This is a genomic window from Streptomyces sp. NPDC030021 (genome assembly GCF_055574035.1).
In genome coordinates, this window is record NZ_JBVIAH010000008.1 from 218,031 (window position 1) to 244,031 (window position 26,001).

The following is a 26,001-nucleotide window of genomic DNA, read 5'->3' on the forward strand; positions in this document are numbered from 1 at the left end:
GGGCTTTCAGCAGCAGCCGGCGCCCGGCAGGGTCCGCACGTTGCGCGCTTCCTTGCTGCGGGCGGCCAGCAGCTCGTCCGCCGGGTAGCCGACCTCCTCCAGGGTCAGGCCGTGCGGCTTGACCACGTGCACCGAGGAGTCCCGTACGGCGGCCGCCAGCACCTTGCCGGGCCAGTCGGTGGGCCGGTGCCCGTCGCCGACGTGCAGCAGGGCTCCCACCAGCGAGCGGACCATGTTGTGGCAGAAGGCGTCGGCGCGGACGGTCGCGGTGATGATCCCGTCCTCGGCGCGCTCCCAGCTGAGCTGCTGGAGGGTACGGATGGTCGTGGCGCCCTCGCGCTTCTTGCAGTACGCGGCGAAGTCGTGCTCGCCGAGCAGCGGGGCGGCGGCCTCGTTCATGGCGTCCACGTCGAGCGGCCACTGGTGCCAGAGCACGTGTCCGCGGCGCAGCGGGTCGACGCCGCCCTGGTGGTCGCCGACGCGGTAGGCGTAGCGGCGCCAGATGGCCGAGAAACGCGCGTTGAAGCCCTCGGGGGCCTCGGCCACCTTCCACACCCGTACGTCGTGCGGCAGCCGGCCCGCGAGGCGGCGCAGCAGCTTGTCCTGGTGCTCGGCCCACACCTCCTCGGCGAGGTCGAACTGGGCGACCTGCCCGCGGGCGTGCACGCCCGCGTCGGTCCGCCCGGCCACGGTCAGCTCGACCGGCTCGGACAGCCGCATCACGGTCTGCAGGGCCGACTCCAGCTCGCCCTGGACGGTCCGCAGCACGCGCTGCTTCGCCCAGCCGGAGAAGTCCTTGCCGTCGTAGCTCAGGTCCAGCCGCACCCGGACGTGCCCGGGCTCCACCTCGTCACTCACGTGACCGATCCTCTCAGAAAGCCGATACCGCCAGGCAAAAGCAGAACGGGCCCGCCCCGGAAGGGGGCGGGCCCGTTCAGAGCCGTTCAAGCAAGCGTGATCCCGGGGGATCAGGCCTCCTTGGTCTCCTCGGCGGGGGTCTCGACAGCCTCCGCCTCCTTGACCGCGCGCTTGGTGGCGGCCTCGGCCTCACCGGTGGCCTGCTGGGCGACCGTGAGGGCCTCGACCAGCTCGATCACGGCCATCGGGGCGTTGTCGCCACGACGGTTGCCGATCTTGGTGATGCGCGTGTAACCACCGGGGCGGTTCTCGTAGCGCGGGGCGATCTCGGTGAACAGCGTGTGCACGATGCTCTTGTCCGTGATCGTCTGCAGCACCAGGCGACGGTTGTGGATGTCGCCCTTCTTGGCCTTGGTGACCAGACGCTCGGCGTAGGGACGCAGGCGGCGGGCCTTGGCCTCGGTGGTGGTGATGCGGCCGTGCTCGAAGAGCGACTTCGCAAGGTTCGCGAGGAGGTGCTTCTCGTGCGCGGCGGAACCGCCCAGACGGGCACCCTTTGCGGGACGCGGCATGGTGTAACTCCTTCATATCTGCACCGGCCGTGTCAGGTACCGGTGTCAGTTCCCCCGAGGCGGATGCCGCGGGAAAGTTTTCGGTTCAAGCCCGGCCGGCGACCCAGGCCAAAGGCCTCAGCCGCCGGCGGCGGGGGTGAATCAGTACTGCTCGGTCTCGACGAAACCGGCGTCCGCGTCGTCGTCGGCGCCGAAGGCGTCGGCGGCGGCGGTCGGGTCGAATCCGGGCGGGCTGTCCTTGAGGGCCAGGCCCATGCCGGCCAGCTTCGCCTTGACCTCGTCGATCGACTTCGCACCGAAGTTGCGGATGTCGAGCAGGTCGGCCTCGGAGCGGGCGACGAGCTCACCCACGGAGTGGATGCCCTCGCGCTTGAGGCAGTTGTACGAGCGGACCGTGAGCTCAAGCTCCTCGATCGGCAGCGCCAGGTCGGCGGCCAGGGCCGCGTCCGTCGGCGAGGGGCCCATGTCGATGCCCTCGGCGTCGATGTTGAGCTCGCGCGCCAGACCGAACAGCTCGACCAGGGTCTTACCGGCGGACGCCATGGCGTCACGCGGGCGCATGGCCTGCTTGGTCTCGACGTCGACGATCAGCTTGTCGAAGTCGGTGCGCTGCTCGACTCGGGTCGCCTCGACCTTGTAGGTGACCTTGAGGACCGGGCTGTAGATGGAGTCGATCGGGATACGGCCGATCTCCTGGCCCAGCTGCTTGTTCTGGACGGCGGAGACGTAGCCGCGACCGCGCTCGACGGTCAGCTCCATCTCCAGCTTGCCCTTGCCGTTGAGCGTGGCGAGGACCAGGTCCGGGTTGTGCACCTCGACACCGGCCGGGGGCGCGATGTCGGCAGCGGTGACCAGGCCGGGACCCTGCTTGCGCAGGTACATCACGACCGGCTCGTCGTGCTCCGAGGAGACGACCAGCTGCTTGATGTTGAGGATGATGTCGGTGACGTCTTCCTTGACGCCCGGCACGGTGGTGAACTCGTGCAGGACGCCGTCCACGCGGATGCTGGTGACAGCGGCACCCGGGATGGAGGACAGGAGGGTACGGCGCAGGGAGTTGCCGAGGGTGTAACCGAAGCCCGGCTCCAGCGGCTCGATCACGAACCGCGAGCGGTACTCGTCGACGACCTCTTCGGTCAGCGAAGGACGCTGAGCGATAAGCATGTCTGTGTTCCTTCATTCGTGGACGCCCACTATTTGACGCCCGACGGGACGCCGTACCGGGAGTACGGCTACTGCAAGGGTACGGGCGGTACGTCCCCCGAAGGGGTCGTACCGCCCGGACACTCAAGAACGCACAGGTGCGTCCGCTGCGTCAGACGCGGCGGCGCTTCGGCGGGCGGCAGCCGTTGTGCGGGGTGGGGGTGACGTCCTGGATCGAGCCGACCTCAAGGCCGGTGGCCTGGAGGGAGCGGATCGCGGTCTCGCGGCCGGAGCCCGGACCCTTGACGAAGACGTCAACCTTGCGCATGCCGTGCTCCTGCGCGCGGCGGGCGGCCGACTCGGCGGCCATCTGCGCGGCGAAGGGGGTGGACTTGCGCGAGCCCTTGAAGCCGACGTGGCCGGCGGAGGCCCAGGAGATCACGTTGCCCGAGGGGTCGGTGATCGAAACGATGGTGTTGTTGAACGTGCTCTTGATGTGGGCGTGCCCGTGAGCGACGTTCTTCTTTTCCTTGCGGCGCACCTTCTTGGCAGCGCCCTGACGACCCTTGGGGGGCATCTAAATCTCCTACGGGAGGTGGTCGGTCCTACAGCGCAAGACCGCTGAACAGGACTACTTCTTGCCCGGCTTCTTCTTACCGGCGATCGCGCGACGCGGGCCCTTGCGGGTACGCGCGTTGGTGCTGGTGCGCTGACCGTGCACCGGGAGGCCGCGACGGTGGCGGATACCCTGGTAGCACTGGATCTCGATCTTGCGGCGGATGTCGCCCTGGATCTCGCGGCGGAGGTCACCCTCGGTACGGAGGTTGGCGTCCACGTACTCGCGGATCTTGACGAGGTCCTCTTCGGCCAGGTCACGAACGCGGGTGTTCGGGTTCACGCCGGTGGAGGCGAGGATCTCCTTGGACCGGGTGCGCCCGATACCGAAGACGTAGGTGAGTGCGATCTCCACGCGCTTTTCGCGCGGGATGTCAACACCGGAAACGCGTGCCATTCAATGGCTCCTGTGTGTTCGGGGGTCTTCAGCAGAACCGACCCCGACCGCCGACCACCCCGAAGTGGAGTGATGGTACGCCCGGGTCCCCGGCCCCCGCCGGAGGTGCCGCCGGCCCCGTACAGGGCTGGGCGGGTTCTGCGTATGTACGTTTTCTTACGTCGCGCGAAGAACTGCGGAAGGCAGGTCGGTCGGCGTGCGTCAGCCCTGGCGCTGCTTGTGGCGCAGGTTGTCGCAGATGACCATGACCCGGCCGTGACGGCGGATCACCTTGCACTTGTCGCAGATCTTCTTGACGCTCGGCTTGACCTTCATGTTGGTGAGGTTCTCCGGGTCAGTGCCACCACCCGCACCGGGACGGATGCCCAGGCAGGAGTGAGAGCAAGATCTACTTGTATCGGTAGACGATCCGGCCACGCGTCAGGTCGTACGGAGACAGCTCCACAACGACCCGGTCATCGGGGAGGATGCGGATGTAGTGCATGCGCATCTTGCCGCTGATGTGCGCGAGGACCTTGTGACCGTTCTGGAGTTCCACCTTGAACATCGCGTTCGGGAGGGACTCGATCACGGTGCCCTCGATTTCGATGGCACCTTGCTTCTTGGCCACGCTTCGCCTTTCGAATCGGCTACCTTGATCAACTCCGTGCGCCATGCAGGCATGGAAGTGCACGAGAGCCGACGAGTCAGTCTACGTCAGGGCACCCAGAAAGACGAATCCGGAAAGTTTGCCCCAGAGTCTAGATCATTAACCGAGAGGGTCCGGAGCCGTGGTGACTCCGTACTCCGCCAGCTTCGCCTTTCCGCAGTCCGGGCTGGTCAGGACGATGGGCCCGGCCTCGGTCAGCGCGATGGAGTGCTCCCAGTGCGAGGACCAGGTGCCGTCCGTCGTGATGACCGTCCAGTCGTCCGAAAGGACCTCCGTCTGGGCGGTGCCCAGGGAGACCATGGGCTCGATCGCCAGGCAGAGGCCCGGAACGAGCTTGATCCCCTTGCCCCGCTTGCGCGAGACGTAGTTCAGCAGGTGGGGGTCCATGTGCATCTCGGACCCGATGCCGTGGCCGCCGTAGTCCTCGATGATCCCGAACTTGCCGAGGCTGTGCTCACCGGTGGAGGGACGGGGCTGGCGCTTGATGTACGTCTCGATCGCCTTGGAGATGTCCACGAGGCGGTTGCCGAGCTTCATGGCGGCGATGCCGGCCCACATGGACTCCTCGGTCACCCGGGACAGCTCCACGAGCTCAGGGGCGTGCCCGGTGCCCACGAAGGCGGTGTACGCGGCGTCGCCGTGCCAGCCGTCCACGATCGCGCCCGCGTCGATCGAGATGATGTCGCCGTCCTTGAGGACGGTCTTGTCGTCCGGGATGCCGTGGACGACGACCTCGTTCACCGAGGTGCAGATGGTCGCGGGGAAGCCGCCGTAGCCGAGGAAGTTCGACTTGGCCCCGGCGTCCTCGATGACCTTGCGGGCCACCATGTCCAGATCCCGCGTCGTGGCGCCGGGTACGGCCGCCTCACGGGTCGCAGCGTGGATCGCCGCGACGACCAGCCCTGCCTCGCGCATCTTCGCGATCTGCTCGGGGGTCTTGATCTGGACCATGGGAAATGCCTTCCACCTTCGGATCTGCGTTGTTCAGGTCTTCTCAACAGTACGGCCGCGATGTCCTGGGGACACCGCGGCCGTACCTGCGCACAAAGGGTTACTACTTCTTGAGGGCGTCCATCGCGCGCTTCGTGACGTCCGCGACCTCACCGAGGGCCGGGATGGTCACCAGCAGGCCCTGGGCCTTGTAGTAGTCGATGATCGGCTCGGTCTGCGTGTGGTAGACCTCCAGCCGATTGCGGACCGTGGCCTCGGAGTCGTCGCCGCGCTGGTACAGCTCGCCGCCGCAGGTGTCACAGACACCCTCGGCCTTCGCCGGGGCGTACGTCACGTGGAAGACGTGCGAGGAGTCGTTGCGGCAGATCCGCCGGCCGGCGATCCGCTTGACGACCTCGTCCTCCTCGACCTCAAGGTCGAGGACGGCGTCGAGCTTCATGCCCTCGGCCTGGAGCATCACGTCGAGCGCCTCGGCCTGCGAGACGTTGCGCGGGAATCCGTCGAGCAGGAAGCCGTTCACGGCGTCCGACTGCTCCATACGGTCCTTCGCCATGCCGATGGTCACCTCATCGGGAACCAGGTCGCCGGCGTCCATGTACGCCTTCGCCTGCTTGCCCAGGTCGGTGCCCTGGCTGATGTTGGCCCGGAACAGGTCGCCCGTGGAGATGTGCGGAATCGACAGGTTCTTGGCAAGGAACGCGGCCTGCGTTCCCTTGCCCGCACCGGGCGGTCCAACGAGGACGATTCGCATCAGCGGAGGAACCCTTCGTAATTACGCTGCTGGAGCTGGCTCTCGATCTGCTTCACGGTTTCCAGACCCACACCCACGATGATCAGGATGCTCGTCCCGCCGAACGGGAAGTTCTGGTTCGCTCCGAAGCCGGCCAACGCCATCGTCGGCACAAGAGCGATGAGACCCAGGTACAGCGACCCCGGCCAGGTGATCCGGTTGAGTACGTAGCTGAGGTACTCGGCGGTGGGCCGACCGGCGCGGATGCCCGGGATGAACCCACCATACTTCTTCATGTTGTCTGCAACTTCCTCGGGGTTGAACGAGATCGCCACGTAGAAGAACGCGAAGAAAACGATCAGGAGGAAGTAGGCCGCGATGTAGTACGGGTGGTCGCCCTTGACGAAGTGCTTCTGGATCCAGGTCGCCCAGCCTGCCTGGGACCCGCTGAACTGCACGACCAGCGCCGGGATGTAGAGCAGCGACGAGGCGAAGATGACGGGGATGATGCCCGCCTGGTTCACCTTGAGCGGGATGTAGGTCGAGGTACCGCCGTACGCACGGCGGCCGATCATGCGCTTCGCGTACTGGACCGGGATCCGGCGCTGCGCCTGCTCGACGAAGACCACGAGGCACACCATCGCGAGGCCGACCAGGATGACCACGCCGAACTCGACCCAGCCGTCCGCGATCTTGCCCTGGAGCTTGATCTGCCAGAGGGCGCCGATGAAGCCGGCGGCGATCGAGATGAACATGAGGATCGACATGCCGTTGCCGATGCCGCGGTCGGTGATGAGCTCACCGAGCCACATGACGACGCAGGTACCGGCGGTCATGGTGACGACCATGACGACCGTGGTGAAGATCGAGCGGTCGGGAACGATCTCGCTGGCGGCCTGGCAGCCCTGGAACAGGGCACCGGTGCGGGCCGTGGCGACGAGGCCCGTGCCCTGCAGGATCGCGAGCGCGACCGTCAGATAGCGCGTGTACTGAGTGATCTTCGCCGTGCCGGACTGTCCCTCTTTTTTGAGGGTCTCCAGCTTCGGGATGACCACGGTCAGCAGCTGCAGAATGATGCTCGCCGTGATGTAGGGCATGATGCCGAGCGCGAAGATCGTGATCTGCAGCAGCGCACCGCCGCTGAACATGTTGACCAGGCCGAACAGCCCATTGCTGCTGCCTGCCTGCTCCACACAGATCTGAACGTTCTTGTAGCTCACGCCGGGTACCGGAACGTGGGACCCGAGCCGGAACAGCACGATGATGCCGAGCGTGAAGAGCAGCTTCTTGCGCAGGTCGGGCGTCTTGAACGCCCGGGCGAACGCGGTGAGCACGGTGCCTCCTGCGACCCCCGCGCTACTGCGTCAGAGGTGACGGTCTGAGGGATCGACGAATACGACAAAGCAAAGGTGCACGCCACCTTACCGGCGAGTGTGCCTTCCGTGGAACGACCGACCGGGGATGCCCCATATGTGAGGCATCCCCGGTCGGGTTTCGAGCTATTCAGCCACTGAAATCGTCTTAGACGAGCTCGGTGACGGTGCCGCCGGCAGCGGCAATCTTCTCCTTGGCGGAGGCGGAGACGGCGTCAACCGAAACCTGCAGCGCCACGGAGATCTCGCCCTGGCCCAGGACCTTGACGAGGCTGTTCTTGCGAACCGCGCCCTTGGCGACCAGGTCGGCCACCGTGACTTCTCCACCCTCGGGGTAGAGAGCGCCGAGCTTGTCCAGGTTGACAACCTGGAACTCGGTGCGGAACGGGTTCTTGAAGCCCTTGAGCTTCGGCAGACGCATGTGGAGGGGCATCTGCCCGCCCTCGAAGCGCTGCGGGATCTGGTAGCGGGCCTTCTGGCCCTTCGTACCACGACCGGCCGTCTTACCCTTCGACGCCTCACCACGACCGACACGGGTCTTCGCGGTCTTGGCGCCGGGGGCGGGACGGAGGTTGTGGGCCTTCAGCGGGCTGTTCTCAGCCATGTTAGTCAACCTCCTCAACCGTCACGAGGTGGCGGACGGTGTGAACCATTCCGCGGAACTCGGGGCGGTCCTCCTTGACGACCACGTCGTTCAGGCGCTTGAGCCCGAGCGAACGCAGAGTGTCGCGGTGGTTCTGCTTGCTGCCGATGTACGACTTCGTCTGCGTGATCTTGAGGCGAGCCATTACGCACCCGCCCCAGCACGTGCACGAAGCAGAGCCGCGGGGGCGACGTCCTCGAGGGGCAGACCACGGCGAGCCGCGATCTCCTCGGGACGCTGCAGGCCCTTGAGCGCTGCCACGGTCGCGTGCACGATGTTGATCGCGTTCGACGAGCCGAGCGACTTCGACAGGATGTCGTGAACGCCGGCGCACTCCAGAACGGCGCGCACCGGGCCACCGGCGATAACACCGGTACCGGGGGAAGCCGGCTTCAGGAGCACGACGCCCGCGGCACGCTCGCCCGTGATCGGGTGAGGGATGGTGCCCTGGATGCGCGGAACCTTGAAGAAGCTCTTCTTGGCTTCCTCGACACCCTTGGCGATGGCCGCGGGAACTTCCTTGGCCTTGCCGTATCCGACACCTACAGTGCCGTCACCGTCGCCCACCACGACCAGCGCGGTGAAGCTGAAGCGGCGACCACCCTTGACAACCTTGGCGACGCGGTTGATCGCGACAACGCGCTCAACGTAAGCGGTCTTCTCGGCGGCAGGGCCACCGTCGCGACCCTTCCGGTCCCGCCGCTCGCCGCCACCGGCACCGCTTCCGCGGCGCTGGGGTCCAGCCATTGGATTACCTCTCTCTGTTACGTCCGTGAGTCCCGGAACCGGGGCTTAGAACTTCAGCCCGGCTTCGCGGGCGGCGTCAGCCAGAGCGGCAATGCGCCCGGCGTATCGGTTGCCACCGCGGTCGAACACGACGGTCTCGACACCCGCAGCCTTGGCACGCTCGGCGACGAGCGCGCCGACAGCCTGGGCGTGGGCGCTCTTGTCGCCTTCCACACCGCGGATCGAAGCGTCCAGGGTCGACGCCGACGCCAGGGTGTGACCCTGGAGGTCGTCGATGACCTGAGCAACGATGTTGCGGTTGGAACGCGTCACGACGAGGCGCGGACGCTCCGCCGTACCCGAGACGTTCTTGCGGATGCGGATGTGGCGGCGTGCCTTGGCAGCGCGCTTGTACGCGTCGCCCTTGGCGATCTTCACACCGTATGCCATGGCTACTTACCAGCCTTTCCGACCTTGCGGCGGATGACTTCGCCGGCGTACTTGACACCCTTGGCCTTGTACGGGTCGGGCTTCCGCAGCTTGCGGATGTTGGCGGCGACCTCGCCGACCTTCTGCTTGTCGATGCCCTCGACCGAGAACTTGGTCGGCGACTCGACCTTGAAGGAGATGCCCTCGGGCGCCTCCACCAGGATCGGGTGGCTGTAACCCAGCTGGAACTCCAGGTTGGAGCCCTTCGCCAGGACACGGTAACCGACACCGCTGATCTCGAGAGCCTTGACGTACCCCGTGGTCACACCGGTGATCATGTTCGCCACCAGCGTGCGGGACAGGCCGTGCAGGGCCTTGTTCTGACGCTCGTCGTTCGGGCGGGTGACGTTCAGAACGCCGTCCTCACCCTTGACGATTGCGATGGGCGCCTTGACGGTGTGCGCGAGGGAACCCTTGGGGCCCTTCACAGCGACCGTCTGGCCATCGATGGTGACGTCCACACCGGCGGGAACCTGGATGGGGAGCTTGCCGATTCGCGACATTGCTTTTCCTCCGTTCCCGACTACCAGACGTAGGCGAGGACTTCCCCACCTACGCCCTTCTTGCCTGCCTGCTGGCCGGTGAGCAGACCGTGCGACGTGGAGATGATCGCCACGCCCAGGCCGCCGAGCACCTTCGGCAGGTTGGTGGACTTCGCGTACACGCGCAGACCGGGCTTCGAGATCCGCTTGATGCCCGCAATGGAGCGCTCGCGGTTCGGCCCGAACTTCAGCTCGAGGACGAGGTTCTTGCCGACCTCGGCGTCCTCGACCTTCCAGCCGGTGATGAAACCCTCCTGCTTGAGGATCTCTGCGATGTGCGACTTGATCTTGCTGTGCGGCATCACGACGGAGTCGTGGTACGCCGAGTTAGCGTTACGCAGACGGGTCAGCATGTCTGCGATCGGGTCAGTCATGGTCATGAAGTGGCCTTCGGCCTCTCTCGCCGGGGTTTCCTGTATGCGCCATCCCTCTCCCCACTCAGTGGCGGGACGGGTGCGGTGCGGGGACCTACGGCGTAGTAAGTCGTTATGGGCGGCGGACGCCCAACCACACAAGCCTAAGGCATGCGCGGCCGGGCACCCACCGTCCAGATGCTTACCGAGAGTGCCTGGTACTCCCCAAGTCCTTGCGGACGAGGGCGATTTACCAGGAGCTCTTGGTCACGCCCGGCAGCTCGCCACGGTGAGCCATCTCACGAAGGCACACGCGGCACAGGCCGAACTTGCGGTACACGGAGTGGGGGCGACCGCAGCGCTGGCAGCGGGTGTACGCACGCACACCGAACTTGGGCTTACGGGCAGCCTTCGCGATGAGAGCCTTCTTCGCCATCTCGCTTACGCCTCCTTGAAGGGGAAGCCGAGGTGACGAAGGAGCGCGCGGCCCTCAGCGTCGTTGGTCGCCGTGGTGACCACGGTGATGTCCATACCCCGGGTACGGTCGATCTTGTCCTGGTCGATCTCGTGGAACATGACCTGCTCCGTGAGACCGAAGGTGTAGTTACCACGGCCGTCGAACTGCTTCGGCGACAGACCGCGGAAGTCACGGATACGCGGCAGCGCGAGCGACAGCGTACGGTCCAGGAACTCCCACATGCGGTCACCACGGAGGGTGACGTGGCAGCCGATCGGCTGACCCTCGCGCAGCTTGAACTGCGCGATGGACTTGCGGGCCTTCGTGACGGCCGGCTTCTGACCGGTGATCGTCGTCAGGTCCTTGATGGCGCCGTCGATCAGCTTGGAGTCGCGGGCGGCGTCGCCCACACCCATGTTGACCACGATCTTCACGAGGCCGGGGATCTGCATGACGTTCTCGTAGGAGAACTCCTCACGCAGCTTGCCGGTGATGTCCTCGCGGTACTTCGTCTTGAGACGCGGAGTGGTAGCCATCAGATGTCCTCACCCGTCCGCTTGGCAACGCGGATCTTGTTGCCCTCGTCGTCGAAGCGGTAGCCGACGCGGGTGACGACCTTCTTGCCGTCCTTCTCCACAACCAGCTGAACGTTGCTGACGTGGACCGGGGCCTCGGTGATCACAATGCCACCGGCCTGGTTCTGCGCAGCCTTGGTGTGCTTCTTGACCCGGTTGACACCCTCGACGAGGACGCGGTTGTCGGCGGGGAAGGCGACGATGACCTTGCCCTGCTTGCCCTTGTCCTTACCGGTGATGACCTGAACCAGGTCGCCCTTCTTGATCTTCATGCTTACAGCACCTCCGGCGCGAGCGAGATGATCTTCATGAACTTCTTCTCGCGCAGCTCACGGCCCACCGGGCCGAAGATACGGGTGCCGCGAGGGTCGCCGTCGTTCTTCAGAATGACGGCGGCGTTCTCGTCGAAGCGGATGTACGAGCCGTCCTGGCGGCGACGCTCCTTGACGGTGCGAACGATGACCGCCTTGACGACGTCACCCTTCTTCACGTTGCCACCGGGGATCGCGTCCTTGACCGTGGCGACGATGACGTCACCGATGCCCGCGTAGCGGCGACCGGAACCACCGAGAACACGGATGCAAAGGATTTCCTTCGCACCAGTGTTGTCGGCGATACGCAGTCGCGACTCCTGCTGGATCACGTGTATCTCCTGTTTGTCTGCCGGTTCCCGGCGGGGGCTTCACTCCGGAGAGCGTCGCCCCCACCGAGCCTGGCGGAACGAATCTGAGGGAAACCCCTCAGACTGTGTCTGTTTGGAATTCGCTTGCGCGAATTGCCTTACTTGGCCTTCTCGAGGATCTCGACGATGCGCCAGCGCTTGCTCGCCGACAGCGGACGCGTCTCCATGATGAGGACGCGGTCGCCGACGCCGGCAGCGTTCTGCTCGTCGTGCGCCTTGAGCTTGTTCGTACGGCGGATGACCTTGCCGTACAGGGCGTGCTTGACGCGGTCCTCGACGGCGACGACGACGGTCTTGTCCATCTTGTCGCTGACGACCAGACCCTCACGGGTCTTGCGGAAACCGCGCTCGGTCTTCTCAGTCACGTTGTTCTCGCTCATCAGGCGCTCTCCACCGTCTCGATACCGAGCTCACGCTCGTGCATCAGGGTGTAGATGCGAGCGATGTCCTTACGGACGGACTTGAGCCGGCCGTTGTTCTCCAGCTGACCCGTGGCCGCCTGGAAGCGGAGCTTGAACAGCTCCTCCTTGGCCTCGCGCAGCTTGCCAACGAGCTCCTCGTTGCCGAGCTCACGCAGCTCGGACGCCTTGGTTCCCGTCGCCATCACGACTCACCTGCCTCGCGCCGAACAATCCGGCACTTCATCGGAAGCTTGTGAGCAGCGCGGGTGAGCGCCTCACGAGCAATCTTCTCGTTCGGGTAGGACAGCTCGAACATGACCCGACCCGGGTGCACGTTGGCGATCCACCACTCGGGAGAACCCTTACCGGAACCCATGCGGGTTTCGGCCGGCTTCTTCGTCAGCGGGCGGTCCGGGTAGATGTTGATCCAGACCTTGCCGCCACGCTTGATGTGGCGGGTCATCGCAATACGAGCCGCCTCGATCTGGCGGTTCGTCACGTAAGCCGGGGTCAGCGCCTGGATGCCGTACTCGCCGAACGTGACCTCAGTACCGCCCTTGGCCATACCGCTGCGCTTCGGGTGGTGCTGCTTGCGGTGCTTGACCCTACGAGGGATCAGCATGTCGGTCAGGCCTCCGTTCCGGTGCTCTCGGCCGGAGCGGCGGCGGGAGCGTCGGCCTTGGGGGCCTCGGCACCAGCAGCCTGCTGCGGCTTGCGGCCACCACGGCCGCCGCGCTCGCCACCACGGCCACCACGGCCGGCGGGACGGTCGCCAGCGCCCTGCGCGCCACGGGCCGGGCGGTTACCCGCACGGGCCGCAGCGTTCTCGGCGCGAACCTCGGCGATGTTCTTGACGTCGCCCTTGTAGATCCAGACCTTCACACCGATACGGCCGAAGGTGGTCTTGGCCTCGAAGAAGCCGTAGTCCACGTTCGCGCGGAGGGTGTGCAGCGGCACACGGCCTTCGCGGTAGAACTCGGAGCGGGACATCTCGGCGCCGCCGAGACGGCCGCCACACTGGATCTTGATGCCCTTGGCGCCGGCCTTCATCGTGCCCTGCATGCTCTTACGCATGGCGCGACGGAAGGAGACGCGGGAGGAGAGCTGCTCGGCAACGGCCTGGGCAACCAGCTGAGCGTCGAGCTCGGGGTTCTTGACCTCGAGGATGTTCAGCTGGACCTGCTTGCCCGTGAGCTTCTCGAGGTCACCGCGGATGCGGTCGGCCTCGGCGCCACGGCGGCCGATGACGATGCCCGGACGAGCGGTGTGGATGTCCACACGCACGCGGTCACGGGTGCGCTCGATCTCAACCTTCGAGATGCCGGCGCGCTCCATGCCGGACGTCATCATCCGACGGATGGCGACGTCTTCCTTGACGTAGTCCTTGTACAGCTTGTCGGCGTACCAACGCGACTTGAAGTCGGTGGTGATGCCGAGCCGGAACCCGTGCGGGTTTACCTTCTGGCCCATTACCGGGAACCTTCCTTGCTGCTGACGACCACGGTGATGTGGCTGGTCCGCTTGCGGATCCGGTAGGCACGGCCCTGCGCACGCGGACGGAACCGCTTCAGGGTCGGGCCCTCGTCCACGTACGCCTCGCTGATGACCAGCGTGGAGGCGTCCGGGTGGTTGTAGTTGTGTGCGGCGTTGGCGATGGCGCTGTCAAGCACCTTGCCAACCGGCACGCTCGCGGCCTGCGGGGCGAAACGCAGGACCGCCTGAGCCTCCGTGGCATCCATGCCACGGATAAGGTCCACCACTCGGCGGGCCTTCATGGGCGTGACGCGGATGTACCGCGCCTGGGCCCTGGCTTCCATGGTTGTCCCTTCGGTGTAAGTCATAGTCATAACCACCCCGCCTTTAGCGGCGCTTCGACTTCCGGTCGTCCTTGACGTGGCCGCGGAAGGTGCGAGTCGGCGAGAACTCGCCGAGCTTGTGGCCGACCATCGACTCGGTGACGAACACCGGGACGTGGGTCTTGCCGTTGTGCACCGCGATGGTGTGACCCAGCATGCTGGGGATGATCATCGAGCGACGGGACCAGGTCTTGATGACGTTCTTGGTGCCGGCTTCGTTCTGGACGTCCACCTTCTTTACGAGGTGGTCGTCGACGAAGGGCCCCTTCTTGAGACTGCGCGGCATCTAAACCCGCTCCTAGCGCTTCTTGTTCGTCTTGCGGCGGCGGACGATGTACTTGCTCGAAGCCTTCTTCGGCGAGCGAGTACGACCCTCCTTCTGACCCCACGGGGAGACCGGGTGGCGACCACCACTGGTCTTGCCCTCACCACCACCGTGCGGGTGGTCAACCGGGTTCATCGCGACACCGCGGACGGACGGGCGAACGCCCTTCCAGCGCATGCGGCCGGCCTTGCCCCAGTTGATGTTCGACTGCTCGGCGTTGCCGACCTCGCCGACCGTGGCGCGGCAGCGCGCGTCGACGAGACGGATCTCACCGGACGGCATACGAAGGTGGGCCATCGTGCCCTCCTTCGCCAGCAGCTGCACGGAGGCACCAGCGGAGCGCGCGAACTTGGCGCCGCCACCGGGACGGAGCTCGATCGCGTGGATCGTGGTACCGACCGGGATGTTGCGGAGGGCCAGGTTGTTACCGGGCTTGATGTCGGCCGTGGGGCCGTTCTCAATCCGGTCGCCCTGCTTCAGAGCCTTCGGCGCGATGATGTAGCGCTTCTCGCCGTCCGCGTAGTGCAGGAGCGCGATGCGCGCGGTGCGGTTGGGGTCGTACTCGATGTGCGCGACCTTGGCCGGCACGCCGTCCTTGTCGTGACGACGGAAGTCGATCACGCGGTAGGCGCGCTTGTGTCCACCACCCTGGTGGCGAACGGTGATCCGACCGGTGTTGTTACGGCCGCCCTTGCTGTGCAGGGGGCGAACCAGCGACTTCTCCGGCGTGGACCGCGTGATCTCGACAAAGTCGGCGACGCTGGAGCCACGACGGCCCGGGGTCGTCGGCTTGTACTTGCGGATACCCATTTCTCAGTCCTCGTCCGATTCCGGACGACTAGACCTCCGTTAGGAGGCCTGGCCGCCGAAGATGTCGATTCGGTCGCCCTCAGCGAGGGTCACGATGGCGCGCTTGGTGTCAGCGCGCTTGCCGAAACCGGTCTTGGTGCGCTTGCGCTTACCCTGACGGTTGATCGTGTTGACCCCGGTGACCTTGACCCCGAAGACCGCTTCCACGGCCTGCTTGATCTGGGTCTTGTTGGAGCCGGGCGCGACGATGAACGTGTACTTGTTCTCGTCCAGCAGCGCGTAGCTCTTCTCCGAGACAACCGGCTTGATCAGCAGGTCGCGCGGGTCAGTGAAGGTCTTGCTGGTAACGGTCGCCTCAGACATCAGGCGTCGCTCCCTTCGGTCTCATCGGCCTTGGGGCCAGACACGAAGGACTCGAAAGCGGCCTGAGTGAAGACCACGTCGTCAGAGACGATCACGTCGTACGTGTTCAGCTGGCCCGGCTCCAGGATGTGAACCTGGGGCAGGTTGCGGGCGGACAGCCACGCGGCCTCGTCGGCGCGGTCGACGACCAGGAGCAGGTTCTTGCGCTCCGAGATCTTGCCGAACAGCGTCTTGGCGGCCTTCGTGGAGGCGGCACCCTCGACCACGCCGGTGATGACGTGGATGCGGGAGTGACGCGCACGGTCCGAGAGGGCACCGCGGAGGGCGGCGGCCTTCATCTTCTTCGGGGTCCGCTGCGAGTAGTCACGCGGCTGCGGGCCGTGGACAACGCCACCGCCGACGAACTGCGGAGCGCGGGTGGAACCCTGGCGAGCGCGGCCGGTGCCCTTCTGGCGGTACGGCTTGCGGCCACCACCACGGACTTCGCCACGACGCTTGGTCTTGTGCGTGCCCTGACGGGCAGCAGCCAGCTGAGCGACAACGACCTGGTGGATCAGCGGAACGCTGGTCTTCGCGTCGAAGATCTCCGCGGGGAGCTCGACGGTACCGGCCTTGTCGCCTGCCGGCGAAAGGATGTCAATGGTGCTCATTACCTCAAGCCCCCTTGGCCGCGGTACGGACCAGGACGAGGCCGCCGTTCGGACCGGGGACCGCACCCTTGATGAGGAGCAGACCCTTCTCCGCGTCAACCGCGTGGATGGTCAGGTTCTGGGTGGTGACGCGCTCGTTACCCATGCGACCGGCCATGCGCATGCCCTTGAAGACACGCCCAGGGGTGGCACAGCCACCGATCGAACCGGGGGAGCGGTGCTTGCGCTGCACACCGTGACCGGCGCCGAGGCCCCGGAAGTTGTGCCGCTTCATGACACCGGCGAAGCCCTTGCCCTTGCTGTTGCCCGTGACGTCAACCTTGACGCCGGACTCGAACACCTCAGCAGTGATCTCCTGGCCGAGCGTGTACTCGCTGGCGTCGGAGGTGCGGAGCTCCACCAGGTGGCGGCGGGGGGTCACGTCGGCCTTGGCGAAGTGGCCCTTGAGGGGCTTGTTCACCTTGCGCGGGTCGATCTCGCCGAAGGCGATCTGGACCGACTCGTAGCCGTCGATGTCGTTCGTACGGACCTGGGTAACGACGCAGGGTCCGGCCTTGACCACGGTCACCGGGACGACACGGTTGTTCTCGTCCCAGACCTGGGTCATGCCGAGCTTCTCGCCCAGGACGCCCTTGATCTGCTTTGCCATCTTCTCGACGCCTCTCAGAGCTTGATCTCGATGTCAACGCCGGCCGGAAGGTCCAGGCGCATCAGCGAGTCAACGGTCTTGGGAGTCGGGTCGAGGATGTCGATCAGGCGCTTGTGCGTGCGCATCTCGAAGTGCTCGCGCGAGTCCTTGTACTTGTGCGGCGACTTGATGACGCAGTACACGTTCTTCTCAGTGGGCAGCGGCACCGGGCCCGCGACCGACGCACCAGTGCGCGTCACCGTCTCGACGATCTTCTTCGCCGAGGAATCGATGACCTCGTGGTCGTAGGCCTTGAGCCGGATGCGGATCTTCTGTCCCGCCATGGCTACTCCGTAGTCCTGTCTGTATGTGGAAACGCTCTGGCTCCCGGCCGGCTGCGGAACGAATCCCGCGGCCTCTCCTCCGACCCACGCGGTCGGGCGTGTCGCACTCCCTCTACAGAAAATTCCCATACGGAAATTCCCTCGTCCAAGGGGGTACGGTCCCTGTGACCGCGATTCGGGGGAGAAACACCCACCGAGTGCCTGGTGTGCACCGTGCTGACACTTCCCAGAAGATTCCCGTACGTCCGTCCCCATTGCTGCCCCGAGAGGCAGATTAAGGACGACGAGTACTGTGGGACTCGCTTCCGGTCCTCCCGGCGGGAGGCGCGCAGCATCGGCACTCAGCCGAGCAACTTGAGTAGTCTGCCATACGAGGCACGTACCTGGCCAATCGGGCCGAAGAGAATACCCCGCCACGCTGAGTGGTCAAACTGCACCACGCACACGGCGCGGCAGGGCCTCTCCCCCGGTCAGGAGCGGGTGAAGGTCCCGCACCCTCCGCCCTTGATGTCCTTGCTGCGGTCGTACGGGTCCGTGGCGGGCCCGGTGGGTGCCTGACCGGTCGGCGCGTCCTGCGGGAACTGCGGGTGCAGGTAGCCGTCGGCCACCTCGCATCGCACGTTCGACCATTCCGCGTGGTGCTCGCTCAGCTGGAGCCGGTCTCCTGAGGCCGTCCAGCGCGCCGGGTCGAGCAGGGACAAGGTGATCTGCCGGCGCACGATCGTGCGCTGCACGCTCGTGCCGCCCTTCGTCATCGGGTGGACGAAGGTGTAGTCCGTCACCACGCGCACCTCCCCGGGTTCCCCCTCCTCCACGCGCATGCTGCCGCGCACCTTGACGACGTCGCCGACGGGCTTGACCTCGGCCGGATCGAAGCGGGTGAAGAGCGTCAACGGGCTGTCCTGCGCCGTGGGCTTCGCCAGGAACTGCTCCAGCCGCTGCGGGCCGTCCGGCTGCCGGGGATCCAGGAGCGCCAGGGCTGCGGCGGGCCGTTCGCCGCGCAGGGTCGCCGGGTCCAGGCCGGCCGCGACGAGGAACTGCTTGACCTGCTGCAGCGCGTCCGCGACCTTCTCCTTCGGCATCCAGCCCACGGCGGTGGCCTCGGGGACCTCGATCCCGGCGGCGCCGTCGGCCCACTGGAGGGCCGGAGACCCGCGGAAGGGTTCCTTCAGCGTCGGCAGGTCGGGGGCCACCGGGGGCGGCGGCGCGGTCGGCCGGGCCGTCTCCGCGGCCAGCGGCGCCTTCGCGGCCTCCCGGTCGGCGGTCTTGCCCGTGACCCGGTCGATCACCAGCTCGGGCCGTAGCGCGACCAGCGCGAGCCCGGCGATGAAGACGACGGCCAGGGCGGCCTTGATCCGCCGCCCGGCCCGGCCCCGCCCGCCCCGCATCCCCTGCGAGGCCGGGCCGGTGCGCCAGCCCGGCGGATCCTGCTGGTCACGCAGCCGCTCGGTCACCATCCGGGCCCGCGCCGAGGGCTCCCGCGGTGCCTCCCCGGCGCCCGAGGAGGCCTGTTCCAGGAACGCCGCCAGCTCCTCGTCGGATATGCCCCCGCTGCGCGCGTCCTCGTCGTTCCTGCCCATGCCCCACCCCGTGTGCATCCGTATGTGTCCGCTACGGCCGAGAGGCCCCGCACCGTGCGGTGCGGGGCCTCTCGGCCACCGATCGGGCGACTGGCCACGCCGCCGGATCATGAAATCGTACTGCGGGAGGTGCCGGTCGCCGGCGGACCTCAGACCTCGGCGAGTTGCCCGTCGGGGACCGGTGCGGTGCTACGGCGCGGCACGGCGCCGCGCAGGGTCAGCAGCATCGCGGCGGCGGTGGCGAGCGAGCCGACCGCGTAGGCGAGGCCCACGCGCAGCGCGATGTCGCCGGGGAGCAGGGTGATCCCGAGCAGGACCGCGGTGCCGAACACCCAGCAGGCCAGCTGGGCGCGGTGCTTGTGCAGCACCATCTGGGCCTGGCCGAGCACCATCGCCAGCATGTAGCAGGTCGTCCCGACGGCGAACCAGAGGAAGTCGACGTGGCCGAGCTGGCCGGTCTGGGCGCGGAACAGGATCTCGATCAGCCAGGGTCCGAGCAGCACGGCGGGCACGCCGCCGACCGCGCCGAGGCCGAGCACCACCAGGCAGGCCTTGCGGAGCATCCGCGCGAAGCCCTGGTGGTCCCCGGCGGCCACCACGGTGGACAGGCCGGAGAGCAGCGAGGCCTGCAGCGAGCCGAAGACGAACAGCGGCACCCGGGCCAGCACCAGGGCGCTGAGCAGGGCCGAGATCAGGGCGATGCGGGTCGGCTCCAGCAGCTGGGTGCTCATCACCGCCGCGTTGACCACCACCTGCGCCAGCAGGGTGGAGGCGGTCAGCGGCCCGAGACCGCGGACCAGCTCCCGGGTGGGGAACACGCCGCCGGGCCGCGCCGCGCGCAGCGTCGGGGCCAGCGTGACCAGCAGGGCGATGAACGGCGCCACGACGAGGATCAGGCTGAAGGCGAGCGCCGAGTGCAGCCCGGCGGCGGCGCAGCCGAAGGCCAGCACGATCCGCAGGCCGCCGTCGACCGCGAGCTGGGAGCCGTACGCGGTGAACCGGCCGGTGCCGGCCAGGATGCCCCGCGTGAGGTAGCACAGGGCCATCCCGGCGAAGGCGCCGCCGAGCACGGCGACCATCTGGAGGTCACCGTGGAACAGCCGGTCGGCGATCGGCCGGGCGAAGACGGCGAGCGCCCCGAGGACCGCGCCGAGGATGCCCCCGGTCAGCAGTCCCGCCTTCCGGAGCACCGGCGCGGCGCCCTCACCGCGCACCACGCGGGCGGCGACGATCCGGGTGAGCTCCTGCTCGATCGGGAAGAACAGGCCGATCCCGACGGACATCACCAGGGTCCACAGCACCGAGACGCCGGCCTTCTCGGCCTCGGAGAGGCTGTGTCCGGCCACCGCGAGGTGGATGTAGGAGGCGGCGCCGAGTACGGCGGTGCCCCCCGCGACCATGGCGGTCCCGGGGGGCAGGGCTTTGAGCAGTTTCGCGATCGGGTTCATCCCGTAGCTTTCATCGGCCGCACGCTCAGCGCGTGGCGTGGCGGAGCATGGCGCTGACACCGGGCCGGCCGGCGTGCTTCACCGCGCCGGGCAGCAGGGTGATCGCGTGCAGCCGGGAGGAGAGGTGCAGTCGGGAGACCTTGGCGGCGCGCGGCCAGCCGTGCCGGTCCAGGCGGTCGGCGGTCTCCACGAAGAAGCGCTTGGCCTCCTCGAAGCGGTGGCCGGTGTAGGCCTTGGCGGAGGACTCGCTCCCGGCGTGCCGGCGGTAGCTGAAGCAGACCTCCGGCGTGGTGGCCAGGGTCTCCCCCGCCACCAGCAGGTCGACGACCAGGGCGAGATCCTGGATCACGCCCAGGTCGGTGCGGAAGCCGAAGCGCTTGACCGCCTCGGTGCGCCAGCAGATCGACGGGAAGTACAGCCAGTTGCCGCGCAGCAGGCTGATGGCCAGCTCCTCGCCGCCGAGCAGGGCCTGGCCCGGGCCCTTCGGGGAGTACAGCTTGCGCTTGGTCCGGTCGACCAGGGTGTCGTACTCCCGGCCGTCGGTGCCGATCACCAGGACGCCCGGCTGGATCATCGCGGCGGCCGGCTCGCGGTCGGCCGCGGCCCGCACCACCCGCAGGTAGTTCGGGTGCATGAGGTCGTCGCAGCCCATGAGCACCAGGTACTCGTACTCGGCGAGCTCGACGCAGCGGTTGAAGTTGCCGGTCACCCCGAGGTTGTGCTCGTTGCGGAAGTAGCGGACGCGGGGGTCCGCCAGCTCCTCGAACCACTCGGGGACGCCCGGCTCACGGCCGTCGTCGACGACGGTGAGGCGCCAGTCGTCGCCGTCCTGGGCCAGGACGCTGCGGACGGCGTCCTGCATCAGCGCGACGTCGCCGTAGTACGGCAGAAGGATCTCGAAACGCGACATGTTCTCCGCCTAGGCCTTGGTCAGCTCGCGGGCGACCAGCTCGGCGGTGCGCTGCTGGAAGGCGGTGTACGCCGGGGTGCCGGGCTGGAACGCCTTGAGCTCGCCGGGCATCCTGCGGATCATCGCGAGCAGCAGCACGAGGCCGGCCCGGGTGAGATAGACCATGGCCCTGAACGGCGAGGCGCTCGGCCGGCCGGTGGTCCGTTCGCGCATGGCCACGGGGATCTGGCGCACGGTGAAGCCGGAGCGTGCCGCGCCCACCATGGACTCGATGGTGTCCCCGAGGTACTCCACGGGGTACCAGCGGGCGAAGAACTCTATGAGCGGCCGGTTGCAGGCACGGAAGCCCGAGGTGGTGTCGGTGAGCTTGGTCCGGGTGATCCGCGACAGCACCACGGACAGCAGCGACATCGCCCACTTGCGCGGGCCGCGCACCGTGTAGTCGCCGTCGCCGGCGAACCGGGCGCCTATGACCAGGTCGGCGTCGCCGACGGCGAGGCGCTCCAGCAGCGCCGGCACGTACGCCGGGTCGTGCTGGCCGTCGGCGTCCACCTGGATCGCCACGTCGTAGCCGTGCTGCTGCGCGTAGCGGTAGCCGAGCCGCATCGCGCCGCCGACACCGAGGTTGAAGGGCAGCTGGGCGACGGCCGAGCCGGCTGCCCGGGCCACCTCGGCGGTGTTGTCCGCCGAGCCGTCGTCGACCACGAGGGTGTCCACGTAGGGCAGTTGCTGCTGGATCTCGCGCAGGACGGAGGGCAGACCGTCCTCCTCGTTCCAGGCGGGAAGAATGATCAGAACGCGACGACCGTCGTTCACGAGTTCACCTGTGCCTCGATGGCGCCGGATTCCTCCGCGCGCGGCGACGTACTGGGGTATCCGCCCTGCTGGACGAGGTGCGCGCGGATCAGCGCGACGTCCTCCGCGAGGGTGCGGGTCTCCGCCTCAAGCCGGCTGGTCTCCCAGCTGAGGTGCAGACTCACCAGCAGGACCAGGATGAACCCGACGAAAAGCACCAGGCTGACGCCGGATGCCACGCCGAGGCTCCTGGCCACCGGGTCCAGCAGGCCGGGAACGAACCCGAGCGGGGCGACCAGCAATCCGATCGCGAGCCATATCGCCGCGTACTTCTCCCGCAGTTGCTGGCGGCGCAGCAGCTCGAGGATGTACCCCAGCACCAGAAGACCGGTGATGGAGGTCAGAACGGAGAGTCGCACAGCGGACGGCGCCTTTCGCGCGAAGGGGCCAACATCTTTATAGGAGAAGCATATGGCACGGCACATGACGCAAACGGGGCCCGAGAGGTTGCATCCCGGGCCCCGTCGACGACGCGCGTATGTAAGCGATCAGCCTCTCCGGCTCACTTCGCGGAGGACAGTCTCAGCAGATCAGCGAAGGCCGGGCGGGTGATCGCCTCGGCGAGCTGCGCCCGCCAGTCGGGCAGCGGTTCCAGCCCGGCGGCCGACCAGCCGTCGTGAGCAAGGACACTGAAGGCCGGGCGCACGGCGGGGCGTACGAACGCCTCGGAGGTCGTCGGCCGGATCCGCTCGGGGTCGAGCCCGCTCAGCCGGTACGCCTCGCGCGCCAGCCCCATCCAGGTCGTACGGCCGCTCGCGGTGCCGTGGTAGACCCCGCCCGGGGCCTTGCCCGCCAGCGCGGCCAGGCCGAGGTCGACCAGGCGACGGGCCAGCGCGTAGGACCAAGTGGGCTGGCCGTGCTGGTCGTCGACCACGTCGAGGGTGTCCCGCTGGGCGGCCAGCTTCAGCATGGTTGCGACGAAGTTCGCCCCGTGCTCGCCGTACAGCCACGCGGTCCGCACGATGTAGCCGTCCTGCGGGAGCAGCTCGGCGACGGCCTGTTCGCCGACCAGCTTGGAGCGCCCGTAGGCGTTGACCGGACCGGTCTCGGCGTCCTCGCGGTACGGCTGCGTGGCATTGCCGGGCAGTACGTAGTCGGTGGAGACGTGCAGCAGGCGCGCACCGGCGTCGGCGCAGGCCGCCGCGAGGACGCGTACGCCGGTGCCGTTGACGGCGGTGGCGGCTTCCTCGGCGGTCTCGGCGCCGTCCACGTCGGTCCAGGCCGCGCAGTTGACGACGACCGCGGCACCCTCGACGGCGGCCCGGACGGCTGCCGGGTCGGTGATGTCGAGGTCGGCGCGGCGCAGGCCCGCGGCTTCGATGCCGGCGTCCTTCAGGACGGCCAGGACGTCCTGGCCGAGCATTCCGGCGGCGCCGGTGACGAGCCAGCGGCCGGCTCCCGGGGTCGCGGTCACTTCTGCAGCGCCGCCTTCGCCTTCAGCGGCTCCCACCAGGCACGGTTCTCGCGGTACCAGTCGATGGTGGCCTTGATGCCGTCCTCGAAGGTGACCTGCGGGGCGTAGCCCAGCTCGGCGCCGATCTTGCTGATGTCGATGGAGTAGCGCAGGTCGTGGCCCTTGCGGTCCTCGACGTGCTCGACCATGTCCCAGCCGAGGCCGGCGGCCTCCAGCAGGACACCGGTGAGCTCCTTGTTGGTGAGCTCGGTGCCGCCGCCGATGTTGTAGACCTCGCCGGCCCGGCCCTTGCGCATGGCCAGGTCGATGCCGCGGCAGTGGTCGGAGACGTGCAGCCAGTCGCGGACGTTGCCGCCGTTGCCGTACAGCGGGACCTTCTTGCCGTCCATCAGGTTCGAGACGAACAGCGGGATGACCTTCTCCGGGAACTGGTAGTGCCCGTAGTTATTGGAGCAGCGGGTGACCACCACGTCCATGCCGTGCGTGCGGGCGTAGGCCAGCGCCAGCAGGTCGGACGACGCCTTCGAGGCGGAGTACGGGGAGTTGGGCACCAGCGGCCACTCCTCCGTCCAGGAGCCCTCGGTGATCGAGCCGTAGACCTCGTCGGTGGAGATGTGGACGAAGCGGCCGACGCCGTGCTTGCGCGCGGAGTCGAGCAGCACCTGGGTGCCGACGACGTTGGTCATCACGAACGGGCCCGCGCCGGCGATGGAGCGGTCCACGTGGGACTCGGCCGCGAAGTGCACGACGACATCGTGGCCGGGCATGACCTGGTCGACGGCGTCCGCGTCGCAGATGTCGCCCTTGACGAAGGTGTATCCGGGGTGGTCGGCGACCGGGGCGAGGTTGGCCTCGACGCCCGAGTACGTCAGCTTGTCGAAGACAGTGATCTGCGCCGTGGCATCTGCAGCGAGCTGCTGGCGGACGAATTCTGAACCGATGAAGCCGGCGCCGCCGGTCACGAGGATGCGCATAATACGAAGAGTCTAGCGGTCCGCCCAACGTCACATGTGCGGAACTCTGCTCCCCCACGCCCTCTCGCATAGGGTTCTCCCCATGCGTGGAATCCTCTTGGCCGGTGGCACCGGATCTCGACTCTGGCCGCTGACCCGGGCAGTCTCGAAGCAGCTGCTGCCCGTCTTCGACAAGCCGATGATCTACTACCCCCTCTCCACCCTCGTGATGGCGGGTATCAGCGAGATCCTGATCATCACCACCCCGGACGACCGCGAACAGTTCGAGCGACTGCTCGGCGACGGCTCGCAGTTCGGCCTGCGGCTGGAGTACGCCGTCCAGGAGCGCCCGGAGGGCATCGCCCAGGCGTTCGTCCTCGGCGCCGACTTCATCGGTGACGAGTCCGTCGCCCTGATCCTCGGCGACAACATCTTCCACGGCAGTGGCCTCGGCACCCGCCTCGCCCAGCACACGGACGCCAAGGGCGGCCGCGTGTTCGCGTACCCGGTCGCGGACCCCACCGCCTACGGCGTGGTCGAGTTCGACGAGCACGGCCAGGCCATCTCCATCGAGGAGAAGCCGGAGAAGCCGAAGTCCCGCTACGCGGTGCCGGGTCTGTACTTCTACGACAACCAGGTCGTCGAGATAGCCCGCGGCCTGAAGCCCAGCGCCCGCGGCGAGCTGGAGATCACCGCCGTCAACGACGCGTACCTCCAGGCCGGCGAGCTCAACGTCACCATCCTCGACCGCGGTACGGCATGGCTGGACACCGGCACCTTCGTCTCGATGGTGCAGGCCTCCGAGTTCGTCCGCGTGATAGAGGAGCGCCAGGGCTTCAAGATCGGCTGCATCGAGGAGGCGGCCTGGCGGGCCGGCCTGATCGACTCCGCGCAGCTGTGCGCGCTCGCCGAGCCGCTGACCAAGAGCGGCTACGGCGACTACCTGCTGATGCTGCTCGCCGAGGAGGACGCCCGATGAAGTTCCGCGAACTCTCCATATCCGGCGCCTTCGAGGTCACCCCGCAGCTGCACGGCGACCCGCGCGGCCTGTTCACCGAGTGGTACCGCTTCGACCGGCTGGCCGAGGTCGTCGGGCACCCGCTGAACCTGGCGCAGGCGAACCTCTCGGTCTCCTCCGCGGGCGTGGTCCGCGGCATCCACTTCGCCGACGTACCGCGCGGCCAGGCCAAGTACGTGACCTGCGTACGCGGCGCCGTGCTCGACGTCATCGTCGACCTGCGGGTCGGCTCCCCCACCTTCGGCCAGTGGGAGGGTGTCCGCCTCGACGACGTGGACCGCCGCGCGGTCTACATCCCCGAGGGCCTCGGCCACGGCTTCTGCGCGCTGAGCGACGACGCGACGCTGTCGTACCTCTGCTCGGAGACCTACAACCCGACCGGCGAGCACTCGGTGCACCCGCTCGACCCCGACCTGGGCATCGAGTGGCCGGCCGACGTCCCGCTGCTGTCCGCCCGCGACGAGGCCGCCCCCTCGCTGGCCGACGCCCTCGCGACCGGTCTGCTGCCCGACCACGCCGCCTGCGTCGAGTTCACCGAGTCCCTGCGCGTGAGCTGACCCACCGCCGTACGCAGTCGAGGGCCGCACCCCGTCCGGGGTGCGGCCCTCACGCGTACCCGCTGCCGGGCCCACGCGGGCAGGACCGGACATGCCGAAGGGCCCCGGCCCACCGCCGAGGCGGTGGGCCGGGG

40 protein-coding genes are annotated in these 26,001 nt (G+C 67.6%); 2 read left to right on the forward strand and 38 right to left on the reverse strand.

The window, feature by feature from the left end; all coding sequences use genetic code 11:
• Window positions 1–6: 6 nt before the first annotated feature.
• The 38 genes from truA to rfbB form a co-directional block, all read right to left on the reverse strand.
• Window positions 7–858, reverse strand: a complete 852-nt coding sequence (gene truA / locus ACZ4YL_RS18225) for a tRNA pseudouridine(38-40) synthase TruA (RefSeq protein ID WP_468117550.1) — start codon at window positions 856–858, stop codon at window positions 7–9.
• Between the two features lie 110 nt (window positions 859–968).
• Window positions 969–1,430, reverse strand: coding sequence for a 50S ribosomal protein L17 (gene rplQ, locus ACZ4YL_RS18230; protein ID WP_030008477.1), 462 nt, complete (start codon window positions 1,428–1,430; stop codon window positions 969–971).
• 141 nt (window positions 1,431–1,571) lie between these two features.
• A complete protein-coding gene (locus tag ACZ4YL_RS18235) occupies window positions 1,572–2,594 on the reverse strand; it encodes a DNA-directed RNA polymerase subunit alpha (RefSeq protein WP_008739666.1) in 1,023 nt (340 codons plus the stop codon).
• Between the two features lie 151 nt (window positions 2,595–2,745).
• Entirely contained in the window at window positions 2,746–3,150 is a 405-nt protein-coding gene (gene rpsK / locus ACZ4YL_RS18240; protein ID WP_003956432.1) for a 30S ribosomal protein S11, read from the reverse strand.
• A gap of 54 nt (window positions 3,151–3,204) precedes the next feature.
• Window positions 3,205–3,585, reverse strand: a complete 381-nt coding sequence (gene rpsM / locus ACZ4YL_RS18245) for a 30S ribosomal protein S13 (RefSeq protein WP_007265919.1) — start codon at window positions 3,583–3,585, stop codon at window positions 3,205–3,207.
• A gap of 201 nt (window positions 3,586–3,786) precedes the next feature.
• The gene (gene rpmJ, locus ACZ4YL_RS18250) at window positions 3,787–3,900 is read right to left on the reverse strand and encodes a 50S ribosomal protein L36 (RefSeq protein WP_003956441.1); all 114 of its coding nucleotides are present in this window, start codon (window positions 3,898–3,900) and stop codon (window positions 3,787–3,789) included.
• Between the two features lie 73 nt (window positions 3,901–3,973).
• Window positions 3,974–4,195: a translation initiation factor IF-1 gene (infA, locus tag ACZ4YL_RS18255; protein ID WP_003956442.1), complete on the reverse strand. Its 222-nt coding sequence runs from the start codon at window positions 4,193–4,195 to the stop codon at window positions 3,974–3,976.
• Window positions 4,196–4,333: 138 nt separating this feature from the next.
• Window positions 4,334–5,185, reverse strand: a complete 852-nt coding sequence (gene map / locus ACZ4YL_RS18260; protein WP_390799118.1) for a type I methionyl aminopeptidase — start codon at window positions 5,183–5,185, stop codon at window positions 4,334–4,336.
• A gap of 103 nt (window positions 5,186–5,288) precedes the next feature.
• Window positions 5,289–5,936, reverse strand: a complete 648-nt coding sequence (locus tag ACZ4YL_RS18265) for an adenylate kinase (RefSeq protein WP_468117552.1) — start codon at window positions 5,934–5,936, stop codon at window positions 5,289–5,291.
• Window positions 5,936–7,249 (reverse strand): preprotein translocase subunit SecY, encoded by a 1,314-nt coding sequence (secY, locus tag ACZ4YL_RS18270; RefSeq protein WP_030008474.1) that lies wholly within the window; start codon window positions 7,247–7,249, stop codon window positions 5,936–5,938. The genes ACZ4YL_RS18265 and secY overlap by 1 nt, the downstream gene beginning before the upstream one ends.
• A 187-nt stretch (window positions 7,250–7,436) precedes the next feature.
• Entirely contained in the window at window positions 7,437–7,892 is a 456-nt protein-coding gene (gene rplO / locus ACZ4YL_RS18275) for a 50S ribosomal protein L15 (protein ID WP_030008473.1), read from the reverse strand.
• Between the two features lies 1 nt (window position 7,893).
• Window positions 7,894–8,076 carry a 50S ribosomal protein L30 gene (rpmD, locus tag ACZ4YL_RS18280; RefSeq protein ID WP_005313525.1) on the reverse strand — a complete coding sequence of 61 codons (183 nt, stop codon included), beginning with the start codon at window positions 8,074–8,076 and terminating at the stop codon, window positions 7,894–7,896.
• Complete coding sequence (gene rpsE / locus ACZ4YL_RS18285; RefSeq protein ID WP_073912880.1) at window positions 8,076–8,678, reverse strand: 30S ribosomal protein S5; 603 nt, start codon at window positions 8,676–8,678, stop codon at window positions 8,076–8,078. Before rpsE ends, rpmD begins: the two co-directional genes overlap by 1 nt.
• A 45-nt stretch (window positions 8,679–8,723) precedes the next feature.
• On the reverse strand, window positions 8,724–9,107 hold the full coding sequence (rplR, locus tag ACZ4YL_RS18290; RefSeq protein ID WP_189970613.1) for a 50S ribosomal protein L18: 384 nt from the start codon (window positions 9,105–9,107) through the stop codon (window positions 8,724–8,726).
• A gap of 2 nt (window positions 9,108–9,109) precedes the next feature.
• Window positions 9,110–9,649: a 50S ribosomal protein L6 gene (gene rplF, locus ACZ4YL_RS18295; protein WP_109778528.1), complete on the reverse strand. Its 540-nt coding sequence runs from the start codon at window positions 9,647–9,649 to the stop codon at window positions 9,110–9,112.
• Between the two features lie 20 nt (window positions 9,650–9,669).
• Window positions 9,670–10,068, reverse strand: coding sequence for a 30S ribosomal protein S8 (rpsH, locus tag ACZ4YL_RS18300; protein WP_008739698.1), 399 nt, complete (start codon window positions 10,066–10,068; stop codon window positions 9,670–9,672).
• 223 nt (window positions 10,069–10,291) lie between these two features.
• Entirely contained in the window at window positions 10,292–10,477 is a 186-nt protein-coding gene (locus tag ACZ4YL_RS18305; protein ID WP_003956452.1) for a type Z 30S ribosomal protein S14, read from the reverse strand.
• Between the two features lie 5 nt (window positions 10,478–10,482).
• Window positions 10,483–11,034 (reverse strand): 50S ribosomal protein L5, encoded by a 552-nt coding sequence (rplE, locus tag ACZ4YL_RS18310; RefSeq protein WP_037792008.1) that lies wholly within the window; start codon window positions 11,032–11,034, stop codon window positions 10,483–10,485.
• Window positions 11,034–11,345, reverse strand: coding sequence for a 50S ribosomal protein L24 (gene rplX / locus ACZ4YL_RS18315; RefSeq protein WP_030008468.1), 312 nt, complete (start codon window positions 11,343–11,345; stop codon window positions 11,034–11,036). The genes rplE and rplX overlap by 1 nt, the downstream gene beginning before the upstream one ends.
• A gap of 2 nt (window positions 11,346–11,347) precedes the next feature.
• Complete coding sequence (gene rplN, locus ACZ4YL_RS18320; RefSeq protein WP_008739701.1) at window positions 11,348–11,716, reverse strand: 50S ribosomal protein L14; 369 nt, start codon at window positions 11,714–11,716, stop codon at window positions 11,348–11,350.
• Window positions 11,717–11,853: 137 nt separating this feature from the next.
• Window positions 11,854–12,135 carry a 30S ribosomal protein S17 gene (gene rpsQ, locus ACZ4YL_RS18325; protein WP_030008467.1) on the reverse strand — a complete coding sequence of 94 codons (282 nt, stop codon included), beginning with the start codon at window positions 12,133–12,135 and terminating at the stop codon, window positions 11,854–11,856.
• On the reverse strand, window positions 12,135–12,359 hold the full coding sequence (rpmC, locus tag ACZ4YL_RS18330; protein ID WP_008739703.1) for a 50S ribosomal protein L29: 225 nt from the start codon (window positions 12,357–12,359) through the stop codon (window positions 12,135–12,137). The genes rpsQ and rpmC overlap by 1 nt, the downstream gene beginning before the upstream one ends.
• The gene (gene rplP, locus ACZ4YL_RS18335) at window positions 12,359–12,778 is read right to left on the reverse strand and encodes a 50S ribosomal protein L16 (RefSeq protein ID WP_008739704.1); all 420 of its coding nucleotides are present in this window, start codon (window positions 12,776–12,778) and stop codon (window positions 12,359–12,361) included. Before rplP ends, rpmC begins: the two co-directional genes overlap by 1 nt.
• 5 nt (window positions 12,779–12,783) lie before the next feature.
• Complete coding sequence (gene rpsC, locus ACZ4YL_RS18340) at window positions 12,784–13,626, reverse strand: 30S ribosomal protein S3 (protein ID WP_008739710.1); 843 nt, start codon at window positions 13,624–13,626, stop codon at window positions 12,784–12,786.
• Complete coding sequence (gene rplV, locus ACZ4YL_RS18345; protein WP_007265904.1) at window positions 13,626–13,973, reverse strand: 50S ribosomal protein L22; 348 nt, start codon at window positions 13,971–13,973, stop codon at window positions 13,626–13,628. The genes rpsC and rplV overlap by 1 nt, the downstream gene beginning before the upstream one ends.
• 43 nt (window positions 13,974–14,016) lie before the next feature.
• Entirely contained in the window at window positions 14,017–14,298 is a 282-nt protein-coding gene (rpsS, locus tag ACZ4YL_RS18350) for a 30S ribosomal protein S19 (protein ID WP_008739713.1), read from the reverse strand.
• 12 nt (window positions 14,299–14,310) lie between these two features.
• Complete coding sequence (rplB, locus tag ACZ4YL_RS18355) at window positions 14,311–15,147, reverse strand: 50S ribosomal protein L2 (protein WP_008739715.1); 837 nt, start codon at window positions 15,145–15,147, stop codon at window positions 14,311–14,313.
• Between the two features lie 39 nt (window positions 15,148–15,186).
• Window positions 15,187–15,510: a 50S ribosomal protein L23 gene (gene rplW / locus ACZ4YL_RS18360; protein ID WP_030154694.1), complete on the reverse strand. Its 324-nt coding sequence runs from the start codon at window positions 15,508–15,510 to the stop codon at window positions 15,187–15,189.
• Window positions 15,510–16,160, reverse strand: coding sequence for a 50S ribosomal protein L4 (gene rplD / locus ACZ4YL_RS18365; RefSeq protein WP_030725940.1), 651 nt, complete (start codon window positions 16,158–16,160; stop codon window positions 15,510–15,512). Before rplD ends, rplW begins: the two co-directional genes overlap by 1 nt.
• A gap of 4 nt (window positions 16,161–16,164) precedes the next feature.
• Complete coding sequence (rplC, locus tag ACZ4YL_RS18370; RefSeq protein WP_007265899.1) at window positions 16,165–16,809, reverse strand: 50S ribosomal protein L3; 645 nt, start codon at window positions 16,807–16,809, stop codon at window positions 16,165–16,167.
• 14 nt (window positions 16,810–16,823) lie between these two features.
• Window positions 16,824–17,132 (reverse strand): 30S ribosomal protein S10, encoded by a 309-nt coding sequence (gene rpsJ, locus ACZ4YL_RS18375; protein ID WP_003948644.1) that lies wholly within the window; start codon window positions 17,130–17,132, stop codon window positions 16,824–16,826.
• A 470-nt stretch (window positions 17,133–17,602) separates the two neighbouring features.
• Complete coding sequence (locus ACZ4YL_RS18380; RefSeq protein WP_468117557.1) at window positions 17,603–18,712, reverse strand: hypothetical protein; 1,110 nt, start codon at window positions 18,710–18,712, stop codon at window positions 17,603–17,605.
• 149 nt (window positions 18,713–18,861) lie between these two features.
• Window positions 18,862–20,160 carry a lipopolysaccharide biosynthesis protein gene (locus tag ACZ4YL_RS18385; RefSeq protein ID WP_468117558.1) on the reverse strand — a complete coding sequence of 433 codons (1,299 nt, stop codon included), beginning with the start codon at window positions 20,158–20,160 and terminating at the stop codon, window positions 18,862–18,864.
• 25 nt (window positions 20,161–20,185) lie between these two features.
• On the reverse strand, window positions 20,186–21,070 hold the full coding sequence (locus ACZ4YL_RS18390; RefSeq protein WP_468117559.1) for a glycosyltransferase: 885 nt from the start codon (window positions 21,068–21,070) through the stop codon (window positions 20,186–20,188).
• A gap of 9 nt (window positions 21,071–21,079) precedes the next feature.
• Window positions 21,080–21,886: a glycosyltransferase family 2 protein gene (locus tag ACZ4YL_RS18395; RefSeq protein WP_468117560.1), complete on the reverse strand. Its 807-nt coding sequence runs from the start codon at window positions 21,884–21,886 to the stop codon at window positions 21,080–21,082.
• On the reverse strand, window positions 21,883–22,284 hold the full coding sequence (locus ACZ4YL_RS18400; protein WP_468117562.1) for a DUF2304 family protein: 402 nt from the start codon (window positions 22,282–22,284) through the stop codon (window positions 21,883–21,885). The genes ACZ4YL_RS18395 and ACZ4YL_RS18400 overlap by 4 nt, the downstream gene beginning before the upstream one ends.
• A 143-nt stretch (window positions 22,285–22,427) precedes the next feature.
• Window positions 22,428–23,339, reverse strand: a complete 912-nt coding sequence (gene rfbD / locus ACZ4YL_RS18405) for a dTDP-4-dehydrorhamnose reductase (protein WP_468117564.1) — start codon at window positions 23,337–23,339, stop codon at window positions 22,428–22,430.
• Entirely contained in the window at window positions 23,336–24,313 is a 978-nt protein-coding gene (gene rfbB, locus ACZ4YL_RS18410) for a dTDP-glucose 4,6-dehydratase (protein WP_468117566.1), read from the reverse strand. Before rfbB ends, rfbD begins: the two co-directional genes overlap by 4 nt.
• Before the next feature lie 82 nt (window positions 24,314–24,395).
• Here rfbB and rfbA point away from each other — a divergent pair, with 82 nt between their 5' ends.
• On the forward strand, window positions 24,396–25,271 hold the full coding sequence (gene rfbA, locus ACZ4YL_RS18415) for a glucose-1-phosphate thymidylyltransferase RfbA (RefSeq protein ID WP_468117568.1): 876 nt from the start codon (window positions 24,396–24,398) through the stop codon (window positions 25,269–25,271).
• Window positions 25,268–25,867 carry a dTDP-4-dehydrorhamnose 3,5-epimerase gene (gene rfbC, locus ACZ4YL_RS18420; protein ID WP_468117570.1) on the forward strand — a complete coding sequence of 200 codons (600 nt, stop codon included), beginning with the start codon at window positions 25,268–25,270 and terminating at the stop codon, window positions 25,865–25,867. The genes rfbA and rfbC overlap by 4 nt, the downstream gene beginning before the upstream one ends.
• The last annotated feature ends 134 nt before the right edge of the window (window positions 25,868–26,001 follow it).